This is a genomic window from Actinosynnema sp. NPDC049800, from assembly GCF_040656635.1.
Lineage (GTDB): Bacteria > Actinomycetota > Actinomycetes > Mycobacteriales > Pseudonocardiaceae > Actinosynnema.
The window spans coordinates 1-18,328 of sequence record NZ_JBFAMT010000096.1; the positions used below are offsets into that span (position 1 = coordinate 1).

At 71.8% G+C, this 18,328-nt stretch carries 11 protein-coding genes and 1 pseudogene; 3 read left to right on the forward strand and 9 right to left on the reverse strand.

Going from position 1 to position 18,328, the window contains the following annotated elements:
• Nucleotides 1-458: 458 nt before the first annotated feature.
• From secA to AB0I91_RS43350, 7 genes and pseudogenes are all read right to left on the reverse strand, one after another.
• Nucleotides 459-2,955: pseudogene (secA, locus tag AB0I91_RS43320) on the reverse strand (preprotein translocase subunit SecA); the annotation flags it as partial.
• Between the two features lie 526 nt (nucleotides 2,956-3,481).
• Nucleotides 3,482-4,174, reverse strand: coding sequence for a ribosome hibernation-promoting factor, HPF/YfiA family (gene hpf / locus AB0I91_RS43325; RefSeq protein WP_498786768.1), 693 nt, complete (start codon nucleotides 4,172-4,174; stop codon nucleotides 3,482-3,484).
• A gap of 432 nt (nucleotides 4,175-4,606) precedes the next feature.
• Nucleotides 4,607-5,227 carry a ComF family protein gene (locus AB0I91_RS43330; RefSeq protein WP_499618747.1) on the reverse strand — a complete coding sequence of 207 codons (621 nt, stop codon included), beginning with the start codon at nucleotides 5,225-5,227 and terminating at the stop codon, nucleotides 4,607-4,609.
• Between the two features lie 153 nt (nucleotides 5,228-5,380).
• Complete coding sequence (locus AB0I91_RS43335) at nucleotides 5,381-7,111, reverse strand: LpqB family beta-propeller domain-containing protein (RefSeq protein WP_498786766.1); 1,731 nt, start codon at nucleotides 7,109-7,111, stop codon at nucleotides 5,381-5,383.
• On the reverse strand, nucleotides 7,108-8,841 hold the full coding sequence (gene mtrB / locus AB0I91_RS43340) for an MtrAB system histidine kinase MtrB (protein ID WP_499642060.1): 1,734 nt from the start codon (nucleotides 8,839-8,841) through the stop codon (nucleotides 7,108-7,110). The genes AB0I91_RS43335 and mtrB overlap by 4 nt, the downstream gene beginning before the upstream one ends.
• 16 nt (nucleotides 8,842-8,857) lie before the next feature.
• Entirely contained in the window at nucleotides 8,858-9,535 is a 678-nt protein-coding gene (mtrA, locus tag AB0I91_RS43345; protein ID WP_015104936.1) for an MtrAB system response regulator MtrA, read from the reverse strand.
• Nucleotides 9,536-9,721: 186 nt separating this feature from the next.
• Nucleotides 9,722-10,363, reverse strand: a complete 642-nt coding sequence (locus AB0I91_RS43350; RefSeq protein ID WP_498786764.1) for a dTMP kinase — start codon at nucleotides 10,361-10,363, stop codon at nucleotides 9,722-9,724.
• Nucleotides 10,364-10,503: 140 nt separating this feature from the next.
• Between AB0I91_RS43350 and AB0I91_RS43355 the strand changes: the two genes are divergently transcribed.
• Nucleotides 10,504-11,463, forward strand: coding sequence for a hypothetical protein (locus AB0I91_RS43355; RefSeq protein ID WP_499618742.1), 960 nt, complete (start codon nucleotides 10,504-10,506; stop codon nucleotides 11,461-11,463).
• Nucleotides 11,464-11,511: 48 nt separating this feature from the next.
• Here AB0I91_RS43355 and ahcY read toward each other — a convergent pair whose 3' ends face one another.
• Nucleotides 11,512-12,975, reverse strand: a complete 1,464-nt coding sequence (ahcY, locus tag AB0I91_RS43360) for an adenosylhomocysteinase (protein ID WP_498786762.1) — start codon at nucleotides 12,973-12,975, stop codon at nucleotides 11,512-11,514.
• 131 nt (nucleotides 12,976-13,106) lie between these two features.
• On the opposite strand from ahcY, the gene AB0I91_RS43365 reads away from it, so the two are divergent.
• Entirely contained in the window at nucleotides 13,107-15,518 is a 2,412-nt protein-coding gene (locus AB0I91_RS43365; protein WP_499642062.1) for a hypothetical protein, read from the forward strand.
• Here the strand turns inward: AB0I91_RS43365 and AB0I91_RS43370 are convergent.
• A complete protein-coding gene (locus tag AB0I91_RS43370) occupies nucleotides 15,490-16,758 on the reverse strand; it encodes a glutamate mutase L (RefSeq protein WP_499642064.1) in 1,269 nt (422 codons plus the stop codon). The two genes, AB0I91_RS43365 and AB0I91_RS43370, sit on opposite strands and share 29 nt — an antisense overlap.
• Nucleotides 16,759-16,874: 116 nt before the next feature.
• Between AB0I91_RS43370 and AB0I91_RS43375 the strand changes: the two genes are divergently transcribed.
• Nucleotides 16,875-18,328: amino acid permease (locus tag AB0I91_RS43375; RefSeq protein WP_499642066.1), on the forward strand; the 1,454-nt coding region annotated here is incomplete at its 3' end.

Genomic DNA, 18,328 nt, shown 5'->3' on the forward strand with positions numbered 1-18,328 from the left:
GGGTGGGGGTGGGGGTGGGTGGTCCGGGAATGACGAAAGCGGGCCGCCGGTGGTGGTCGGGGCCCGCTTTCGGTGGTTCAGGGTTGGTTAGTCGCGAGGGGTCTTGCGTTGGCCCTTGGCCTGGGCGCGGGCGGCGGCGCGGCGTTCTTTGCGGGTGCCGCCCGGCTGGGGGCCGGACTGGGCGGGGTTGCCGGTCGTTTCGGCGTCGCCGCTCTCGGACGGGCCCGTGTAGGTCAGGCCCTGCTGGGCCCGGCCGTCCAGGCCCTTGCCGCGCAGCGCGGGCGGGATGGCGCTGCCGCTCTGGAGTTGTGCCAGGGCCGGGCCCGCGGGGGCCTGGTTGGCGTCCGCCTGCTGCTGGGCGGCGGCAGCGGCGGCGGCGCGGGCCCTGGCCCGGCTGCCGGCCAGCGGGCCGCCGTTGGCGATGGAGACCTGGACCGGCGGCTCGGCGGCCGGCTCCGGCTCGGCAGCCTCGACCTGGAGGTTGAAGAGGAAGCCGACGGTCTCCTCCTTCAGCGCCTCGAGCATGCCGTTGAACATGTCGAAGCCCTCCCGCTGGTACTCGATCAGCGGGTCGCGCTGGGCCATCGCCCGCAGGCCGATGCCCTCCTTCAGGTAGTCCATCTCGTACAGGTGCTCGCGCCACTTGCGGTCCAGGACGGAGAGCAGGACGCGGCGCTCCAGCTCACGCATGGCGCCCGGCCCGACCCGGCCGTCGATGTCCGCCTCACGCGCCTCGTACGCCGCCAGGGCGTCGGCCTGGAGCTTCGCCTTCAACGACTCGCGGGTGACGTCCTCGTCGCCCTCGAGCACCTTCTTGGCGTCGAGCGTGATCGGGTACAGCGTCTTGAGCGCCGTCCACAGCTGGTCGAGGTCCCAGTCCTCGGCGTAGCCGTCGGCCGTCGCGCCGTCGACGTACGCGCCGACCACGCTGGTGATCATGTGCTCGACCTGTTCGCGCAGGTCCTCGCCGTCGAGCACGCGGCGGCGCTCGGCGTAGATCACCTTGCGCTGCTCGTTCATGACCTCGTCGTACTTGAGGACGTTCTTGCGGATCTCGAAGTTCTGCTGCTCGACCTGCGTCTGCGCGCTGCGGATGGCCCGGGTGACCATCTTGTGCTCGATCGGCACGTCGTCCGGCACCTTCAGCCGGGTCATGACCGTCTCGACCATCGCCGCGTTGAAGCGGCGCATCAGCTCGTCCTTCAACGACAGGTAGAACCGCGACTCGCCGGGGTCGCCCTGACGGCCGGAACGACCGCGCAGCTGGTTGTCGATGCGCCGCGACTCGTGCCGCTCGGTGCCGAGCACGTACAGGCCGCCGGCCGCGCGGACCTCCTCGGACTCGGCCTTGACCTCGGCGGTGACCTCCTCGATCAGCTTCGCCCAGGCGGCCTCGTACTCCTCCGGGTTCTCCACCGGGTCGAGGCCGCGCTCGCGCAGCTCGTGGTCGGCGATGATGTCCGGGTTGCCGCCCAGCACGATGTCGGTGCCTCGACCGGCCATGTTGGTGGCCACCGTGACGGCGCCCTTGCGGCCCGCCTTCGCGATGATCAGCGCCTCGCGGTCGTGGTGCTTCGCGTTGAGCACCTCGTGCGGGATGCCCCGCCTGACCAGCAGCTTCGACAGGTACTCCGAGCGCTCGACGCTCGTCGTGCCGACCAGCACCGGCTGGCCCTTCTCGTGCCGCTCGGCGATGTCGTCGGCGACCGCGTCGAACTTGGCCTCCTCGGTCTTGTAGACGAGGTCGGCCTGGTCGGAGCGCTGCATCGGGCGGTTGGTCGGGATGGGCACGACGCCGAGCTTGTAGGTCTGGTGGAACTCGGCCGCCTCGGTCTCGGCGGTACCGGTCATGCCGCCCAGCTTCTCGTAAAGGCGGAAGTAGTTCTGGAGGGTGATCGTGGCGAGCGTCTGGTTCTCCGCCTTGATCTCGACGCCTTCCTTGGCCTCGATCGCCTGGTGCATGCCCTCGTTGTAACGGCGACCGGACAGCACGCGGCCGGTGAACTCGTCGACGATCATGACCTCGCCGTTGCGGACGATGTAGTCCTTGTCCTTGGCGAAGAGCTCCTTGGCCTTGATCGCGTTCTGGAAGTAGCCGACCAGCGGGGTGTTGGTCGAGTCGTACAGGTTGTCGATGCCCAGCTGGTCCTCGACGTACTGCACGCCCGCCTCGGTGACGCCGATCGTGCGCTTGCGCTCGTCCACCTCGTAGTGGGTGTCGCGGCGCATCTTGGTGGCCAGCCGCGCGAACTCGACGTACCAGCGCGAGGACTGGTCGGCCGGGCCGGAGATGATCAGCGGCGTGCGGGCCTCGTCGATCAGGATCGAGTCGACCTCGTCGACCAGCGCGAAGAAGTGGCCGCGCTGGACCATCTCGTCACGGCTCCAGGCCATGTTGTCGCGCAGGTAGTCGAAGCCGAACTCGTTGTTCGTGCCGTAGGTGATGTCGGCGTTGTAGGCGACCCGGCGCTGCTCGGGCGTCATCTCCGACAGGATCGCGCCGACGGTCAGGCCGAGGAAGCGGTGGATGCGGCCCATCCACTCCGCGTCGCGCTTGGCCAGGTAGTCGTTGGTCGTGACGACGTGCACGCCCTCGCCCGCGATCGCGTTGAGGTACGCGGGCAGCACGGACGTCAGCGTCTTGCCCTCACCGGTGCGCATCTCGGCGATCTGACCGAGGTGCAGCGCCGCGCCGCCCATGAGCTGGACGTCGAAGTGACGCTGGCCCAGGGTGCGCTTGGCGCCCTCGCGGACGACCGCGAAGGCCTCCGGCAGCAGGTCGTCCAGGGTCCAGCCGTCGGCGTAGCGCTTGCGGAACTCCTCGGTCTTCGCGCGCAGCTCCGCATCGGAGAGGTCGACGACGTCGTCTTCGAGGTTGTTGATGTGCGCTGCGATGTTGCGCAGGCGCTTGAGCATCTTGCCCTCGCCAGCGCGGAGCAGTCGGGACAGCACCATCCGGGTCGACCTCATTACCTCATCGCGACGCGCCCGGGGGGACGGGCGCCTTCCACCGGGGCTCACCACGGCCATGGCGAGCCTTCACCACCGACCATCGTAGGCAAGTCGTGAAGGTGTGTGCACAGACACAGGTAGGAACCCCTCTCGGAGGACCTCGCGAGGCGCTCCGCGGGCGCCCGACCGACCGACTCGGGGCCGTCCTGGATCGCGTTCCGTGACGAGGACCGCTCGGCCACCACCCGGACGGACGCAAAGCGGTCGGTCTCCCCCGGGCTCACGCGCCGAAAGCAGGCCATCGACCGGTTTTAGAGACAAATCCCACGCCACCGGGCCGGCCGGACTTCGACGGACGCCCGCTTGCTCCGAGGTGACAGGTTCGCGAACTCACACCTGTCGTCCGTGACACATTTTCCGACGATCACCGTTTCGATCACCGAAATGCGGCGCGCACGACGGCCCCCGGCGCGCAGAAGACGCCGGGGGCCGCGCGAAGTCGAGTGAGGGGACCGTGGTCAGGTGGCGCTCAGGCCAACCTGATCACGCCGTAGTCGAACCCCTTCCGGCGGTAGACGACGCTCGGACGGCCGCTGTCGGCGTCGGAGAACAGGTAGAAGTCGTGGCCGACCAGTTCCATCTCGTAGAGGGCCTGGTCGACGGTCATCGGCTTGGCCGTGTGCTCTTTCTCGCGCACGATCTGGCCGGGCAGGTTGTCCTCGACACCGTCTTCCCAGCGCTGCGCGGGCACTTCCGCCATGCCCTCGCGCGCGGGTTCCGGTTCGGCTGCTTCCAGCACGGCGGTGTGGCCGAGCCACATGCCCTGTGCCTGACCGCCGTCGCTGTCGGTGCGCAGCGGCAGGGACTCCCCGAGTCCGCTGGTCGCCTCGGCGACCGATGCCGGGGCACGTCGCCCGTGGTGCACGCGCCTGCGGTCATGCGAGCGCCGCAACCGGTTCTCGAGCTTGCTCACCGCGGAGTCCAGGGCGGCGTAGAAGTCGCCCGCACATGCTTCGGAACGAACCACCGGACCGCGTCCCTTGCCGGTGATCTCGACGCGCTGGCAGTTCTTCGACTGCCTGCGGTTCGGCTCGTGGAAAAGCTCCACGTCGAAGCGGATGACCTTGCGGTCGTAACGCTCAAGCCTGGCCAGCTTTTCGGCGACGTGAACCCTGTAGTGATCGGGCACCTCGACGTTGCGGCCCTTAACGACGATGTCCATACACGACCTCCCTCGCTTTGCTGCGAGCAATGGCTTTGGATCGCTTGGGCGCCGGATTCGCGATCATGTTCGCGGACTATGTCGCTGAGGGTGGCCCCTCAGCGCCCCACCGGCGCCAGGGTCATGGGCTGTTCGCCTCCTCCCCGCGTGCCGGGAACGCTGATAGCGGTGCACGTTAGCCCGGTATTCGCCGCTGCGACAGCCCCTGGGGCGGGGGAACTCCAAGATTTTCTTGTCGTGACGCAGAGCGACGAAAAACCGCTGTCGGCAGCGCGCCACGCGGGCGCGCTCCGACGCCACACCGACGACCGCTCACCCGAACGGCCGAGACCGGCACAGGCACCCGTCGGCAGAGTGGTTACGTCGAACGGCCTCTGCGCGGGCGTCATAACCGGCCAACGGCCGAGCGTCCCGGGAGGTTCCCGGCTGGATTCACCCGTGTGGGTGGGTTCCGCGTGCGGTGGTCAGCGTGAGGACAGCGGGTACCCGCAATCCGGCCGCTTTCAACACCGAAACGCACGCGCGCGCCGTCGATCCGGTCGTCACGACGTCATCCAGCAGGACGACCGATGTGCCCGGTGGTGGCAGGCGATCCAGGACGAGCCGGACGCGTCCCGCGAGATTCGCCTCTCGCGAGGCCGCGTCGAGCCGCACGGAATCGCGGACGCCTCTCGTGAACGCGAGCGCGGGCGCCGTGGAAAAGCCGGACGCACGTGCCATTCTCAGCACGTGGGAACCGCCGCGGGCACGGGCGGCCGACGCGCGCGACGGCGCCGGGACGAGCCACGGCGCGGGCCCGACACCGGGCAGCCCGGGCACGGCGGCGGCCACCAGGGCGCCGAACACGGCCGCCAGCTCACGGCGCCCGCGCTCCTTGAACGCGAGCACCAGCTCACGCGCCGCGCCCGCGTACGCGGCGAGGGCGAACACCGGCGGGCCGGCGCCGGGTACGCGCTTCGGCATCCCGAAGAGGGCCAGGCAGCGGGCGCAGAGCCGCACGCCCCACAGACCGCAGCCGGGACAGCGGGGCGGGAACAGCAGGTTGATCAGCACGGTCGCCACGGTGCCGGCGACCACCGACAATCCAGGCCCCTCCGCCGAGGTGCGCGACGTTCTCGATCGGGTGAAGATGGATCCACGCCCACCGTGACGCTCGCGTCAGGCGGCCGAGGGGCCGCCCGCGGAGCTGCGGCCGTCGAACACCGCTCAGCCCGGGTAGAAGGCCTGGGTGCCCGGCTCCACCTTCGTCGTCGACGCACGCCACACGTCACCCACGTCGTTCGCGCTCCACAGCCCGCTCTGGTCCACCGCCAGCACGTTGCGACCGGGGGCTGCGGTGACGGACGCCACCGGCACGGTCAGGTTCGACGTGTTGTACCGCTCCACCCGCACCCCGTCGATGTTCACCTTCGCGATCGGCCAGGCGACCAGCGACGTGCTCACCACCAGCACGTCCTGCGCCAGCCAGTCCAGCCCCAACGCGCTGGCGCCCAGCTGGGACGGCTGCAGGTGGCGCGGCGACCGCAGCGACACCGCCGCGTCCTGACCGCGCACCACCGCCGCCACCACGAGCTTGCCGTCCACCACGGCCGCCACCCGCGTGCCGTCGCGCGAGAGCCGCAGGTCGGTGATGCGCCCCAGCTCGGCCAGCTCGGAGGCGTTGACCGCGTTCGCCGTCCACCCGCTGTCGGTCTTGATCACGCGCACCACGTTCGCGCCGTCGGCGACCGTCCACACCTCGATGCCCGGCTCGCCCTGGCGCCCGCTGAGCAGCCACGTCGGTCTGGTCATGGTCGACGCGCGCAGGTCGACCTCGGCCAACGGCTCCTGCACCGGCCCGACCCGCAGCCGCACGGCGTCGCCCGCCACCCGGTTCACCACGGCCAGCCGGCTGCCGTCCAGCGACTGCGCCGCGCTCAGCACCTGGTAGTCGCCGGAGCCGGCGGGTCCGGGCACCGCGTCGCCGTTGATCTGCTTGACCCGCCCGTTGCCGACCAGCATCCCGTTGAGGCCCGCGTTCGGCGTGGCCAGCTCCTCACCGGTCTGCACGTCGGCGGGCCGCCACTCGAGCTGCTCGGAGCTGATCGGCTGGCCCTCGACCAGGACCCGGATCCGGCTGCTGGACACGCCCGCGAGCGACCTCACCACCTGGGCGATGATCTGCTTGCCGGTCTGCACCGTGATGTCGCCGACCTTGGTCAGGTCGACCTCCAGCGCGCCGTCGTCTGCCTCGGAGGTGTTCTTGCGCTGCGCGGCGCCGTTCGGGATGGCCGAGACCAGCGCGCCCCTCATACCCACCGCGGGCCCCTTGAGCAGCAGGCTCGTCACCCGGCTCGGGATCGACGTGGACGGCGCGATGACCACCCAGCGCGGGTCGGGCACGAGCACGCTGAAGTCCGGGCTGTAGAAGAACAGCGTGACCCGGCGGTAGTTCTGCTGGAACCCGCCCAGCGGCACGTAGACGCCGTCGGGGGGCGCGGAGATGCGCCACTGGTCCTCGGCGTCGCGCTCGATGCCGATCGGGGTGTCGAGGGGGCCGATGAGCTGGATGAACGAGTTGTCCTCCAGCTGCAACCGGCCGACGTTGCGCCCTTGCAGCAGCACGGTGCGGTTCTTGTCGTCCGCCGTCACGCCCGGCGTCGGCACGGTGTTGAACGTGGTGTCGATGATCGTCGGCGTGCCCTTGGTGTTCCACGCCTTCTTCGCGTCCTCGGTCAGGTACGCCTTGGCCGCCGCGTAGTCGCCCTCGGGGTTGGCCGAGGCGTTGACGAACTCGCGGACCAGCGTCAACGGGTCGATGTCCTCGACCGGCTCGGGCGCGGCGGCCTGGGTGGCGTTGCCCGCCGACGGGTTCACCGCGATCGGGGACGTCTCGGTGGGGATCGCGGCGCAGCCGGCGGCCACGAGCACGGCCAGGAGCACCGCGAGGATCCTCACCGGACCTCCTCGCGTTCGCCGGTGACCGGTTGCGCGGGCTGCCACGTGATCTCCTCCTCGGTCAGCTCGACCTCCTCCACCGGCTCGGGCTCGCCCGGCTCCGGCTCGACCACGGGCGGCAGGTCGGGCGGTTCGAGCGGCAGCGGGCTGGACGTCAGCTCGTGGCCCAGCCGGCACGGGATGGTGAGCCGGAACACCGCGCCGTGGCCGCGTTCGCCCCACGCCTCCAGCCGACCGCCGTGCAGCCGCGCGTCCTCCAGGCTGATCGACAGGCCGAGGCCGGTGCCGCCGGTGCGGCGGTTGCGGGACGGGTCGGCGCGCCAGAACCGGTTGAACACCAGGTCGGCCTCGCCGGGGCGCAGGCCGACGCCGTGGTCCCGGACAGTGACCGCGACCGCCTCGCCGTCACCGCGCAGCGTCAGCTCGACCGGCAGGCCCTCGCCGTGGTCGATGGCGTTGGCCAGCAGGTTGCGCAGGATCCGCTCGACCCGGCGGGAGTCCAGCTCGGCGGTGACCTCGTGGTCGGGCAGGTCCATCACGATCGTGGTGCCGCTGCTGTTGGCGATGGCGCGCACGGCGTCGTGGGCGCGCCTGGCCAGCACCCGGATGTCGACCAGCTCGGCGGCCAGCTCCTCGACGCCCGCGTCGAGCCTGCTGATCTCCAGCAGGTCGCCGAGCAGCGACTCGAACCGGTCCAGCTCGTCGACCAGCAGCTCGGTCGACCGGGCCAGGCCGCCGGGGAACTGCTCGCGCGAGGCGTGCAGCACGTCCGCGGCCATCCGCACGGTGGTCAACGGCGTGCGCAGCTCGTGGGAGACGTCGGAGGTGAACCGGCGTTGCAGCTGGCCGAACTCCTCCAGCTGGTGGATCTGGCGCTGGATGCTGGCGGCCATCTCGTTGTACGACTCGGCCAGCCGCGCCACGTCGTCCTCGCCGACCACGGGCATCCGCTGGTCGAGGCTGCCGTCGGCGAACCGCTCGGCGATCTCGGCGGCCTGCCGCACGGGTCGGACCACCTGCCGCGTGACCAGGTTCGCGATGAGCGCGAGCAGCAGGAGCAGCACCACGCCGCCGACCACGAGCGTGCTCTGCACGACGTCCGCGGTGGCCTGTTCGCTGGTCAGCGGGAACAGCAGGTACAGGTGCATGGCGCGGGCGGAGCTGTTCACCGGTTTGCCGACGACCAGCAGCGTGGTGGGTCCGGTCTCCCGCTCCACGGTGGTGATCTGGTAGCCGGCGCTGCCCCGTTCGAGCATCTTGAACAGCCCGTCCGGCACGTCCTCGTACTGGCCGACGGCGACCGGCAGGCCGTCGGAGCCGGTGCCGACGGGGTCGCGGAGCACCGGCTCGAACGCGCCCGCGCCGGAACTGGTCGGGTCGAGGTCGACCCCGGAAGTGTTGATCTTGTTCAGGGCGGTGGTGAACCGGGTCTTCACGCTGTCGGGGCCGGGGTTGAGGCCCGCCAGGTCGGGCTGGATCGCCGCCGCGCTCGCCTCGGCCTGCCGGACCGCCGCCTCGATCTTGGTCTCCAGCAGCTGGCCGGTGATCTGCACCTGGAGCACCATGCCCAGCACGAACACCACGGCCGACGACAGCGCGAGCGTGCTCACCACGACCCGCAGCTGCAACGAGCGCCGCCACAGCTCGCCGAACGTGATCGCGTGCCTGCGAGCGCGTTCGACCCCGCGGCGCACCTCGCGCACCACGGGGTCGAACCAACGCTCGGTCATCTCCAGCGCTTTCCGATCACGGAGGTCCGGCCTTGTACCCGACACCGCGCACGGTCAGCACCACCTCGGGGTGCTCCGGGTCGCGCTCGACCTTGGAGCGCAGCCGCTGCACGTGGACGTTCACCAGCCGGGTGTCCGCGGCGTGCCGGTAGCCCCACACCTGCTCCAGCAGCACCTCGCGGGTGAACACCTGGCGCGGCTTGCGGGCCAGCGCCACGAGCAGGTCGAACTCCAGCGGCGTGAGCTGGATCGGCTTGCCCTCGCGCAGCACCTCGTGGCCGGGCACGTCGATGGTCAGGTCGCCGATCTGGAGCACCTCGGCGGGCTCCGCCTCGGTGCGGCGCAGGCGGGCGCGGATGCGCGCCACCAGCTCCTTCGGCTTGAACGGCTTGACCACGTAGTCGTCCGCGCCCGACTCCAGGCCGAGCACCACGTCCACCGTGTCACTCTTCGCGGTCAGCATCACGATCGGTACGCCCGACTCGGACCTGATCGCCTTGCAGACGTCGATGCCGTTCATGCCGGGCAGCATCAGGTCCAGCAGGACCAGGTCGGGCTTCAGCTCGCGCAGCGCGGGCAGCGCGCGGGCGCCGTCGGCCACCACAGCGGTGTCGAAGCCCTCGCCCCGCAGCACGATGGTCAGCATCTCCGCCAGAGCGGGGTCGTCGTCCACGACGAGCACGCGTGCCTTCATACTCAACATCGTCCCACTAGTGGCCGGGAGTCCACGCACCGCCCAGCGGTCATCGCTGCTGGTCGTCGTGCGCGTCCACTCCGTAGCCAGTCTCTGCCGCCGATCCACGTGCCCACCTCGTCCCGCCGAAACGCGAATCCTCTGCGACTCATCGGCGGAGTGGTGACGTTTTGTTACTTTGTAACACTAATGGGTGAACCACCGATCGAGGATCTCCTCGACGCGCAGGTCAACGGTGCCGTCCAGCACTTCCCACGGTGACAGCCACGCGGCCGCGGCCAACCCGTCGTACACGGCGGCGCAGCGCGCTTGCAGCCCACCGTCCGATTCGTACAGGTCCCGCCCCCTGGCCTCTTCCACCTCGCGGTTGGCCGCGCGGTCCGCCGCGACGCCCGCCGGCACGCGCAAGAGCAGGTGCAGATCCGGGATCGGCAACCCGAAGCGATCCACCTCCAGCGACCGAAGCCACTCGACGAACTCGCCGTCCGCGCCCTGGTGCAGCCGGGCCGCGCCGTAGGCCGCGTTGGACGCCACGTACCGGTCGAGCAGCACGACGTCGTACTGGTCGAGGTCGGCCCGGATCCGGTCGGCCGCCCCGCGCCGGTCCAGCGCGTAGAGGACCGACATGCCGTACACCGAATCCGTGAGGTCGCCCAGCCTGCCGTGCAACGCGTCGCGCACCAGATCGGCGTGCACGTCCTCGTCGTAACGCGGGAAGGCGCCCGTGGCGACCTTCGCGCCACGCGCGTCCAGCGCGTCGGTCAACGCCTTGGCCAGGGTGCGCTTGCCGGCGCCGTCCAAGCCCTCGATCACGACGAGTTTGCCCACGAGAACACCCTAAGGGGCACAGTCCGCTCACGATCGGCCGCATGACATCGCCCAGTCGGGTGATCGGAGATCCTTTGCGTCACCAGATTGAGTGACTACGGTGAAGCCCATTTCCGGTTGCGCGAAAGGGTGGTGCCGCGGTGACCGCGGATTCCGGGCACGCCAGACCGGTTGAGCAGCAGACCGCCCACCCGCCCGGGAGCCTGCCCGGCGGCCTCGCCGAAACCCTGCGGTACGGCCCGTTCCACCGCGCGCTGCACGACGCCATCGCGCACCGCGGCCTGTCCCTGGCCCGCCTGCGGGCGCACCTGGAGCAGCTCGGCGTCCAGGTCGGACAGTCGACGCTCAGCTACTGGCAGCGCGGGCTGCGCCACCCCGAGGTGCCACGCGCCATCGCCACCGTGCGCGCGCTGGAGACCGTCCTGAAGCTGCCGCCGGAGTCCTTGGTGGCGCTCGTCGGCAACCGGCCGCAGCCCCGGCTGACCCGTCCCAGCGGCTGGGTGTCGCCGGTGCCGGTGCTGTCGGAGTTCGAGGCGGTCAGCGACGTCGGGGCGAACACCGACATCGAGGTGCTGTCCGTGCACGACACCGTGCTGATCGGGCCGGAGCGGGAGCAGCGGTCGATCAGCACCCGGCTGGTGGTGCGCGCGGCGAAGGCCGGGCCCGACCGGTACCTGGCCGTGCACCAGGGCGACGAGGGGTGCCTGATCGACAACGCGCTCGTGCGGCCCGGCGAGGGGTGCCGGCTCGGTCGGCTGCGCCGGCAGCTGGCCACGCGCGGGCTGGCGTTCGAACTGCTGTTCGACCGCAGGCTCGCCGAGGGCGAGGAGCACGTGTTCAGCTTCACGGTGGTGGACGACACGGGCGGGCCGACACCCGGCCACCGGCGGGCGTTCCGCGAACCGTGCCGCGGGTACCTGCTGCAACTGGCGTTCAACCGGCGCGCCCTGCCGGCGCGGTGCACCAAGCAGTTCCGGGTCGACGCCGACGCCGTGCCGGTGGACCTGGAGGAGCTGGTGTGCGGGCTGGGCGGCTTCGCCAGCGCGTACTTCGAGGACGTGGGCCCCGGCGTGGCCGGGATCAGCGTCGAGTGGACCTGAGAACGGCCGGGGCGACGCTCGCCCCGGCCGTTCCCACGATCCGCCGGCTCAATACCGGTAGTGCTCGGGCTTGTAGGGGCCCTCGACGTCGACGTCGATGTACTCCGCCTGGTCCTTGGTCAGCTTGGTGAGCTTGCCACCGAGCGCCTCGAGGTGGATGCGGGCGACCTTCTCGTCCAGCACCTTCGGCAGGCGGTACACCTCCTTGTCGTACTCCTGGTGCTTGGTGAACAGCTCGACCTGCGCGATCACCTGGTTGGAGAACGAGTTCGACATCACGAAGCTGGGGTGGCCGGTGGCGTTGCCCAGGTTGAGCAGGCGGCCCTCCGACAGCACCAGGATCGAGTGGCCGTCCGGGAACACCCACTCGTCGACCTGCGGCTTGATGTTGATCCGCCGGATGCCGGGGAAGCGGGCGAGGCCGGCCATGTCGATCTCGTTGTCGAAGTGGCCGATGTTGCCCACGATCGCCTGGTGCTTCATGGCCGCCATGTGCTCGATGCGCACGACGTCCTTGTTGCCGGTCGTGGTGATGACGATGTCGGCGCGGCCGATCACGTCCTCCAGCGTCGCGACCTCGTAGCCGTCCATCGCCGCCTGCAACGCGCAGATCGGGTCGATCTCGGTCACGATGATGCGGGCGCCCTGGCCGCGCAGCGAGTCCGCCGCGCCCTTGCCGACGTCACCGTAACCGCAGACCACGGCCACCTTGCCGCCCATGAGGACGTCGGTGCCGCGGTTGATGCCGTCGATCAGCGAGTGCCGGATGCCGTACCGGTTGTCGAACTTCGACTTGGTCACCGCGTCGTTGACGTTGATCGCCGGGAACAGCAGCTCACCGGCGGCGGCCAGCTGGTACAGCCGCATGACGCCGGTGGTGGTCTCCTCGGTGACGCCGCGGATGCCCTCGGCGATCTTGGTCCACTTGCCGCTGTCGGCCGCCAACGAGGCGCGCAGCGTGCCCAGGAAGATCTTCCACTCCTCCGGGTCGTCCGCCTCGGGCTGCGGCACGACGCCGGCCTTCTCGTACTGCAGGCCCTTGTGGACGAGCATCGTGGCGTCGCCGCCGTCGTCCAGGATCATGTTCGGGCCGCCGCCGTCCGGCCAGGTCAGCATGGACTCGGCGGTCCACCAGTACTCCTCCAGCGTCTCGCCCTTCCAGGCGAAGCACGGGATGCCCTTGGGCTCCTCCTCGGTGCCGTGGGGGCCGACCACGACCGCGGCGGCGGCGTGGTCCTGCGTGGAGAAGATGTTGCACGACGCCCAGCGCACCTCGGCGCCCAGGGCGACCAGGGTCTCGATCAGGACGGCGGTCTGCACGGTCATGTGCAGTGAGCCGGAGATCCGCGCGCCCTTGAGCGGGTAGACCTCCGAGTACTCGCGGCGCAACGCCATCAGGCCGGGCATCTCGTGCTCGGCCAGCCGGATCTCTTTGCGGCCGAACTCGGCCAGGGAGAGGTCCGCCACGGCGAAGTCGATGCCGTTGCGGGTCTGGAGCCTCTCGGCGGTCATCGCGGGTTCCTCCATCTTCGGGTAGGACGAGCCGACCCTACCGCCCGCCACGCCGGGCCACGGCGGTCGGCGGCATCTGCGCCCCCATGGACCAGTATGGCGAAGCTCAGGTGATGTTCGCGGGAGGATCTGTGCTGATTCCCGGCCCCGACACGCGGGTGGTCGAACTGCGGGTGCACGGTGTCCAGGGCACCACGCCGCAGTCGCTGGTCGACGCGGTGGCGGCGGTGGACGTGGCGGGCGACGGGCTCGGCCGCATCGTCCGCCCGGCCGACCGGCTGCGCAGACCGGCGCCCGGCCCGGTGTTGCAGGCCGCCGGGCGCCCGGTCACCCGGGTGGTCGAGGGCTACGTCTGGGGCGCGATGACCTCGGGTGGCTGGGCCAAGGCGACGTGGGCGCTGCTGTTCCCGTTCTCGCTGGCGAACGTGGCGCACTGGATGCTGCCGCCGACGCCGACCGGTTCCGTGCCCGCTCACCTGCTGGGCGTGGCGCTGCGCGCGTTGCTCCGGTTGGCCGCGCTGCTGCTGACCGTGCTGCTGGTCGCCCAGCTGGAGGTGATCAGCCTCGACCTGGTGGCCGCGCAGTGCCTCGCGCCGGGCGCCACGTGCCTGTGGGGCCCGTCGTGGCTGAGCACGACGCCGTGGGTGCGCGCGGTCGTGGGCCTGGCGCCGATCGCGCTGGCCGTGCTGGTGCTGCACCGGATGTCGAGCGTGGACTGGCGGATCGAGCGCAAGGAGGTGCCGGTGGCCGAGGGCGTGCGGTCCGGGCTGCCCGGCGCGCACGTGGCCACCGACCCCGACACGCCCGCGTTGCGGGTGCTGCACGTGGTCGCGGGCCTGGGCACGGCCGTGGTGATCGCGTTGGGCGGTCCGGCCGGTCCCCTGCTCGCGCCCGGCGGCCACGGCGTCGCGATCACCGTGTGCTGGGTGCTCGGGGTGGCGCTGGTGGGGGTGGCGGCGCTGGGCGCGATGCTGCTGGACGACCCGACCGGCGGCGCGCCGCACCGGGGCGGCCGGTGGCTGCGGGCGGCGCTGGGGCGCCGGCCGCGGCGCGTGCTGCAGGCCGTGGCGTGGCTGTCGTTGCCGGTCGCGGTGGTGCTGCTGGACCGGCTGCCGGTGCGGCTGCCCGGCGCGGACCTGGCCGTGCAGATGGTCGCGGCGATGGTGGCGCTGGTGTGCGTGCTGATCGCCGTGCTGCTGGTGCCCGCCGCGTTGCTGGCCCGGCGCACGTGGTCGGCGCAACCGCGCGAGCTGCGGCCGTGGGCGGGCGGGTGGATGGCCGCGCCGGTAGTGGCGGTGGCCGCGCTGCTCGGCGGCGGGTTCGGCGCGGGGGTGGCGCTGACCGCGCGGCGGGTGCTCGGGTACGGCGACCTGCCGCGCGGGTACGACTACATCGCGCTGCTGTGGGGCGTGGCCGGGGTGCTGGCGTTCCTGGCCGGGGTGGCGATGGCGGCGGCCACCGGGATGATGCGGTGGAGCTCCCTCCGGCGGATTCCCCACGGTGGCGACGAGAGCCGGGTCAAGGAGTGGGCGCGTGAGGCGTCCTTGTTGCACTCGGGGCGCGCACGGGACGCGAAGCGCGCTGCGCGGGCGTGGTGGTGGGCGCGGTGGCAGCGGCGGCACAGCCACCACGTGGTGCTGATCATGTCGACGGTGCTGGCGGTCGGCGCGGTGCCGGCGGCGTTCCTGCGGCTGCGGGAGGTCGACCCGCCCACGTGGGCGCGGCCGGTCGTCGCGCTCGGCGTGGTCGTGCTGGCCGTGCTGGCGTTGTCGCTGCTCCGGGCCGTGTACCTGGCGGCACGGCGGCCGGACAAGGCCCGGCAGGTCGGGGTGCTGGCGGACCTGGCGGCGTTCTGGCCGCGCGAGGCGCACCCCGTGGTGCCGCCGTGCTACGCGTTGAAGGTGGTGCCGGAGCTGGTGGCGCGGGTGCGGGAGCACCTGGCCGACCCCGGCACGCGGGTGGTGCTGGCCGGGCACAGCCAGGGCAGCCTGCTCGCGGCGGTCGCGGCGGCACGGCTGCTGGAGGAACTGCCGCCGGCCGAGGCGGAACGGGTGGGCTTGGTCACGGCGGGCTCGCAGTTGCAGTGGGCCTACCCGAGGGCGTTCCCGGCGGTGGTGCCGCACAGCTCGCTGGAGACGCTGGCGGGCGGGCTGGCCGGGCGGTGGCGCGCGCTGTGCCGCGGCACGGACGCGTTGGGCGGCGCGGTGATGACGTGGGACCGGCAGGTGTTCGACGGGATGCTGCTCGGCGCGGGGTTCCGGCCGGACGGCACGTCGGGCGCGTTGCCGCCGGCGTTGCGCGGTCCGACGGGCGCGCTGGTGCTCGGCGGCGACCACTGGCTGCCGGACCCGCAGCGCGGTCCGTTCCCCGGTCGCCGGTGGGCGGCGGGCGTGAACCGGCACGCCGACTACACCTCCGACCCCGAGTGGGACCGGGCGATCGCCATCGCGGCGGGCCTGGAGACGACGGACCCGCCGTCGCCTCCCGTGCTGCCGACCGCGCGGCGGGCGCCGATCAGCTCGCCGTTGACCGAACCGACGTGAGCAGCCGGTCGGCCGCCGCGGTGCGGCCGGTCTCGGCGAGCAGGCCCGCCGGGGCCAGCACGTAGTCGCGGTCGACCGCGATCGCCGCCGTGCGCAGGATCGGGCGCAGGACGGGGTCGGCGCGCAGCACGCGTTCGACGTCGGCGGTCGACTCGGCGTGCCGGAAGACGCCGCCGGAGAGCACCAGCAAGCCCGCGCCCTGCGGTCCGAGTTGGCCGTCGACGAGCCTGAGGTGGCGGCGGACGGCCAGCACGGCGGCGAGCGCGGCCAGCCGGTGGTCCGCGGTCGGGTCGTCGGGCAGCCAGCTCACGTCGGCGGCCCGGGCGGCGGCTTCCCGCCCCAGCACGAGGGCTTCGTCCTTGTCGATCAGCTTCTCCGCGAGCGCCTCGGCCACCACGCCGGGTGCGGACCAGCGCAGGCCGAGGTCGCCCTCGACGGTGCGGCGGTCGGGCGGCAGCGCCACCGTCCGCTCCGGACCTTCCACAGTGGACACCGCGGAGTAGACGTCCGTGGTCGCCCCGCCGACGTCCACCACGAGCACCGCGCCCTCGTGGTCCTGCATGGCCAGCCGGGACACGCCGCTCAGCACGGCGTCCGGGGTCACGGCGCGCACGAGCCCGCGGAACCTCCGGCCCCGGGACAGGCCCTTGCCGCCGATCACGTGCCGGAGGAACACCTCGCGGATCGCCGCGCGGGCCGGCCCCGGCGCGAGCTCGCCCACGTCCGGCAGCACGTTCGCGGTCCGCACGACGGTCCGCGCGGCGAGCAGGTCGGCCGCCGCCGGCTGGGCCTCGACGTTGCCGGCGAGCACGATCGGGCACGCCACCCGGCCCAGCCTGGCCGCGTTGTGCAGGAGCACCGACTCGTCGCCGCCGTCCGTGCCGCCGACCAGGAGGACCAGGTCCGGCCGGGCCGCGCGCAACGCCCGCGCGCCAGCGCCGTCGAGCGGGCCGGCCGAGACGTGCACGACCTTCGCGCCCGCCGACAACGCCACCCGGTACCCGGCCTCGGCGCTGACCAGCCGTTCCTGCCCGACGACCGCGAGCCGCAGCCCGCCGCCCGCCGAGGAGCAGGCGAGGGTGTGCTCGGCGGGGCCCAGGGCACGTGTGACGGCGTCGATGCCTTGAAGCACCTCCGGCGGGGTAGTCGGGTGCTGTGCGGTGCCGAGCAACTCGCCGGCGTGCGACACGAGGGCGCCCTTGGTCCACGTCGAGCCGACGTCCAGGCAGAGCACTGTCATGCGCGAAAACTACCGGTGCCGCCATTTGTCGGTACCCACCTTTAGGCTGAAAGCACCAACACCGACCAGGGCGCGGGGACGCGTCGGAGCAGGCGATCGAGCACAGGAGGACCACCGTGCCGGGCAACGGGCTGTGGCGCACGAAGTCGGTAGAGCAGTCGATCGCGGACACCGACGAGCCGGACACCAGACTCCGCAAGGACCTCACCGCGTGGGACCTGACGGTCTTCGGCGTCGCGGTCGTGATCGGCGCGGGCATCTTCACGCTCACCGCGTCCACCGCGGGCAACCTCGCGGGGCCGTCGGTGTCGTTGGCGTTCGTGCTGGCGGCGGTGGCCTGCGCGCTGGCCGCGTTGTGCTACGCGGAGTTCGCCTCGACCGTGCCGGTGGCCGGCAGCGCGTACACGTTCTCGTACGCGACGTTCGGCGAGTTCATGGCGTGGATCATCGGCTGGGACCTGGTGCTGGAGTTCGCGGTCGGCGCGGCGGCGGTGGCCAAGGGCTGGTCGCTGTACCTGCAGACGGTGCTGGGGCAGTTCGGCGTGGCGGTGAAGACCACCGCGTCGGTCGGCGGGGTCGACGTCGACTGGGGCTCGTTGCTGCTCATCGCCGTGCTGACGACGCTGCTGGTGATCGGCACGAAGCTGTCGTCGCGGGTCAGCGCGGTGATCACGGCGGTGAAGGTCGCCGTCGTGCTGCTCGTGGTCGTGCTCGGCATCGGGTACGTCAAGGCGGAGAACTACACCCCGTACATCCCGCCCGCCGAGTCCGGCGGCGCCGCCGGGTCCGGGTTGGAGCAGTCGCTGTTCTCGCTGGTCACGGGCTTCGAGGGCAGCACGTACGGCGTGCTGGGGCTGTTGGCCGCCGCGTCGCTGGTGTTCTTCGCGTTCATCGGCTTCGACGTGGTCGCGACGACCGCCGAGGAGACCCGCGACCCGCAGCGCGCCGTGCCGCGCGGCATCCTCGGGTCGCTGGCGATCGTGACCGTGCTGTACGTGGCGGTGTCGCTGGTGATCACCGGGATGCTGCCGTACGACCAGCTCAAGACCCAGCCCGACGGCACGCGGGCGACGTTGGCGACGGCGTTCTCGGCCAACGGCGTCGACTGGGCGGCCACGGTGATCTCGGTGGGCGCGCTGGCCGGTCTGACCACGGTGGTGATGGTGCTGATGCTCGGCCAGTCGCGGGTGCTGTTCGCGATGTCGCGTGACGGCCTGCTGCCGCGCGGCCTGGCGCGCACGGGCAAGCACGGCACGCCGTTCCGGATCACCGTGATCATCGGTGTGCTGGTCGCCGTCGCGGCGGGCTTCTTCCCGGCGGGCAGGCTGGAGGAGATGGTGAACGTGGGCACGCTGTTCGCGTTCATCCTGGTCTCGGCGGGCGTCCTGGTGCTGCGCAAGACCCGGCCGGACCTGCCGCGCGGCTTCCGCGTGCCGCTGGTGCCGCTCGTGCCGGTGCTGGCGATCCTGGCGTGCCTGTGGCTGATGCTGAACCTGACCGCGTTGACGTGGGTGCGGTTCCTGGTGTGGATGGCGCTGGGCGTCGTCGTGTACTTCGCGTACAGCCGGCG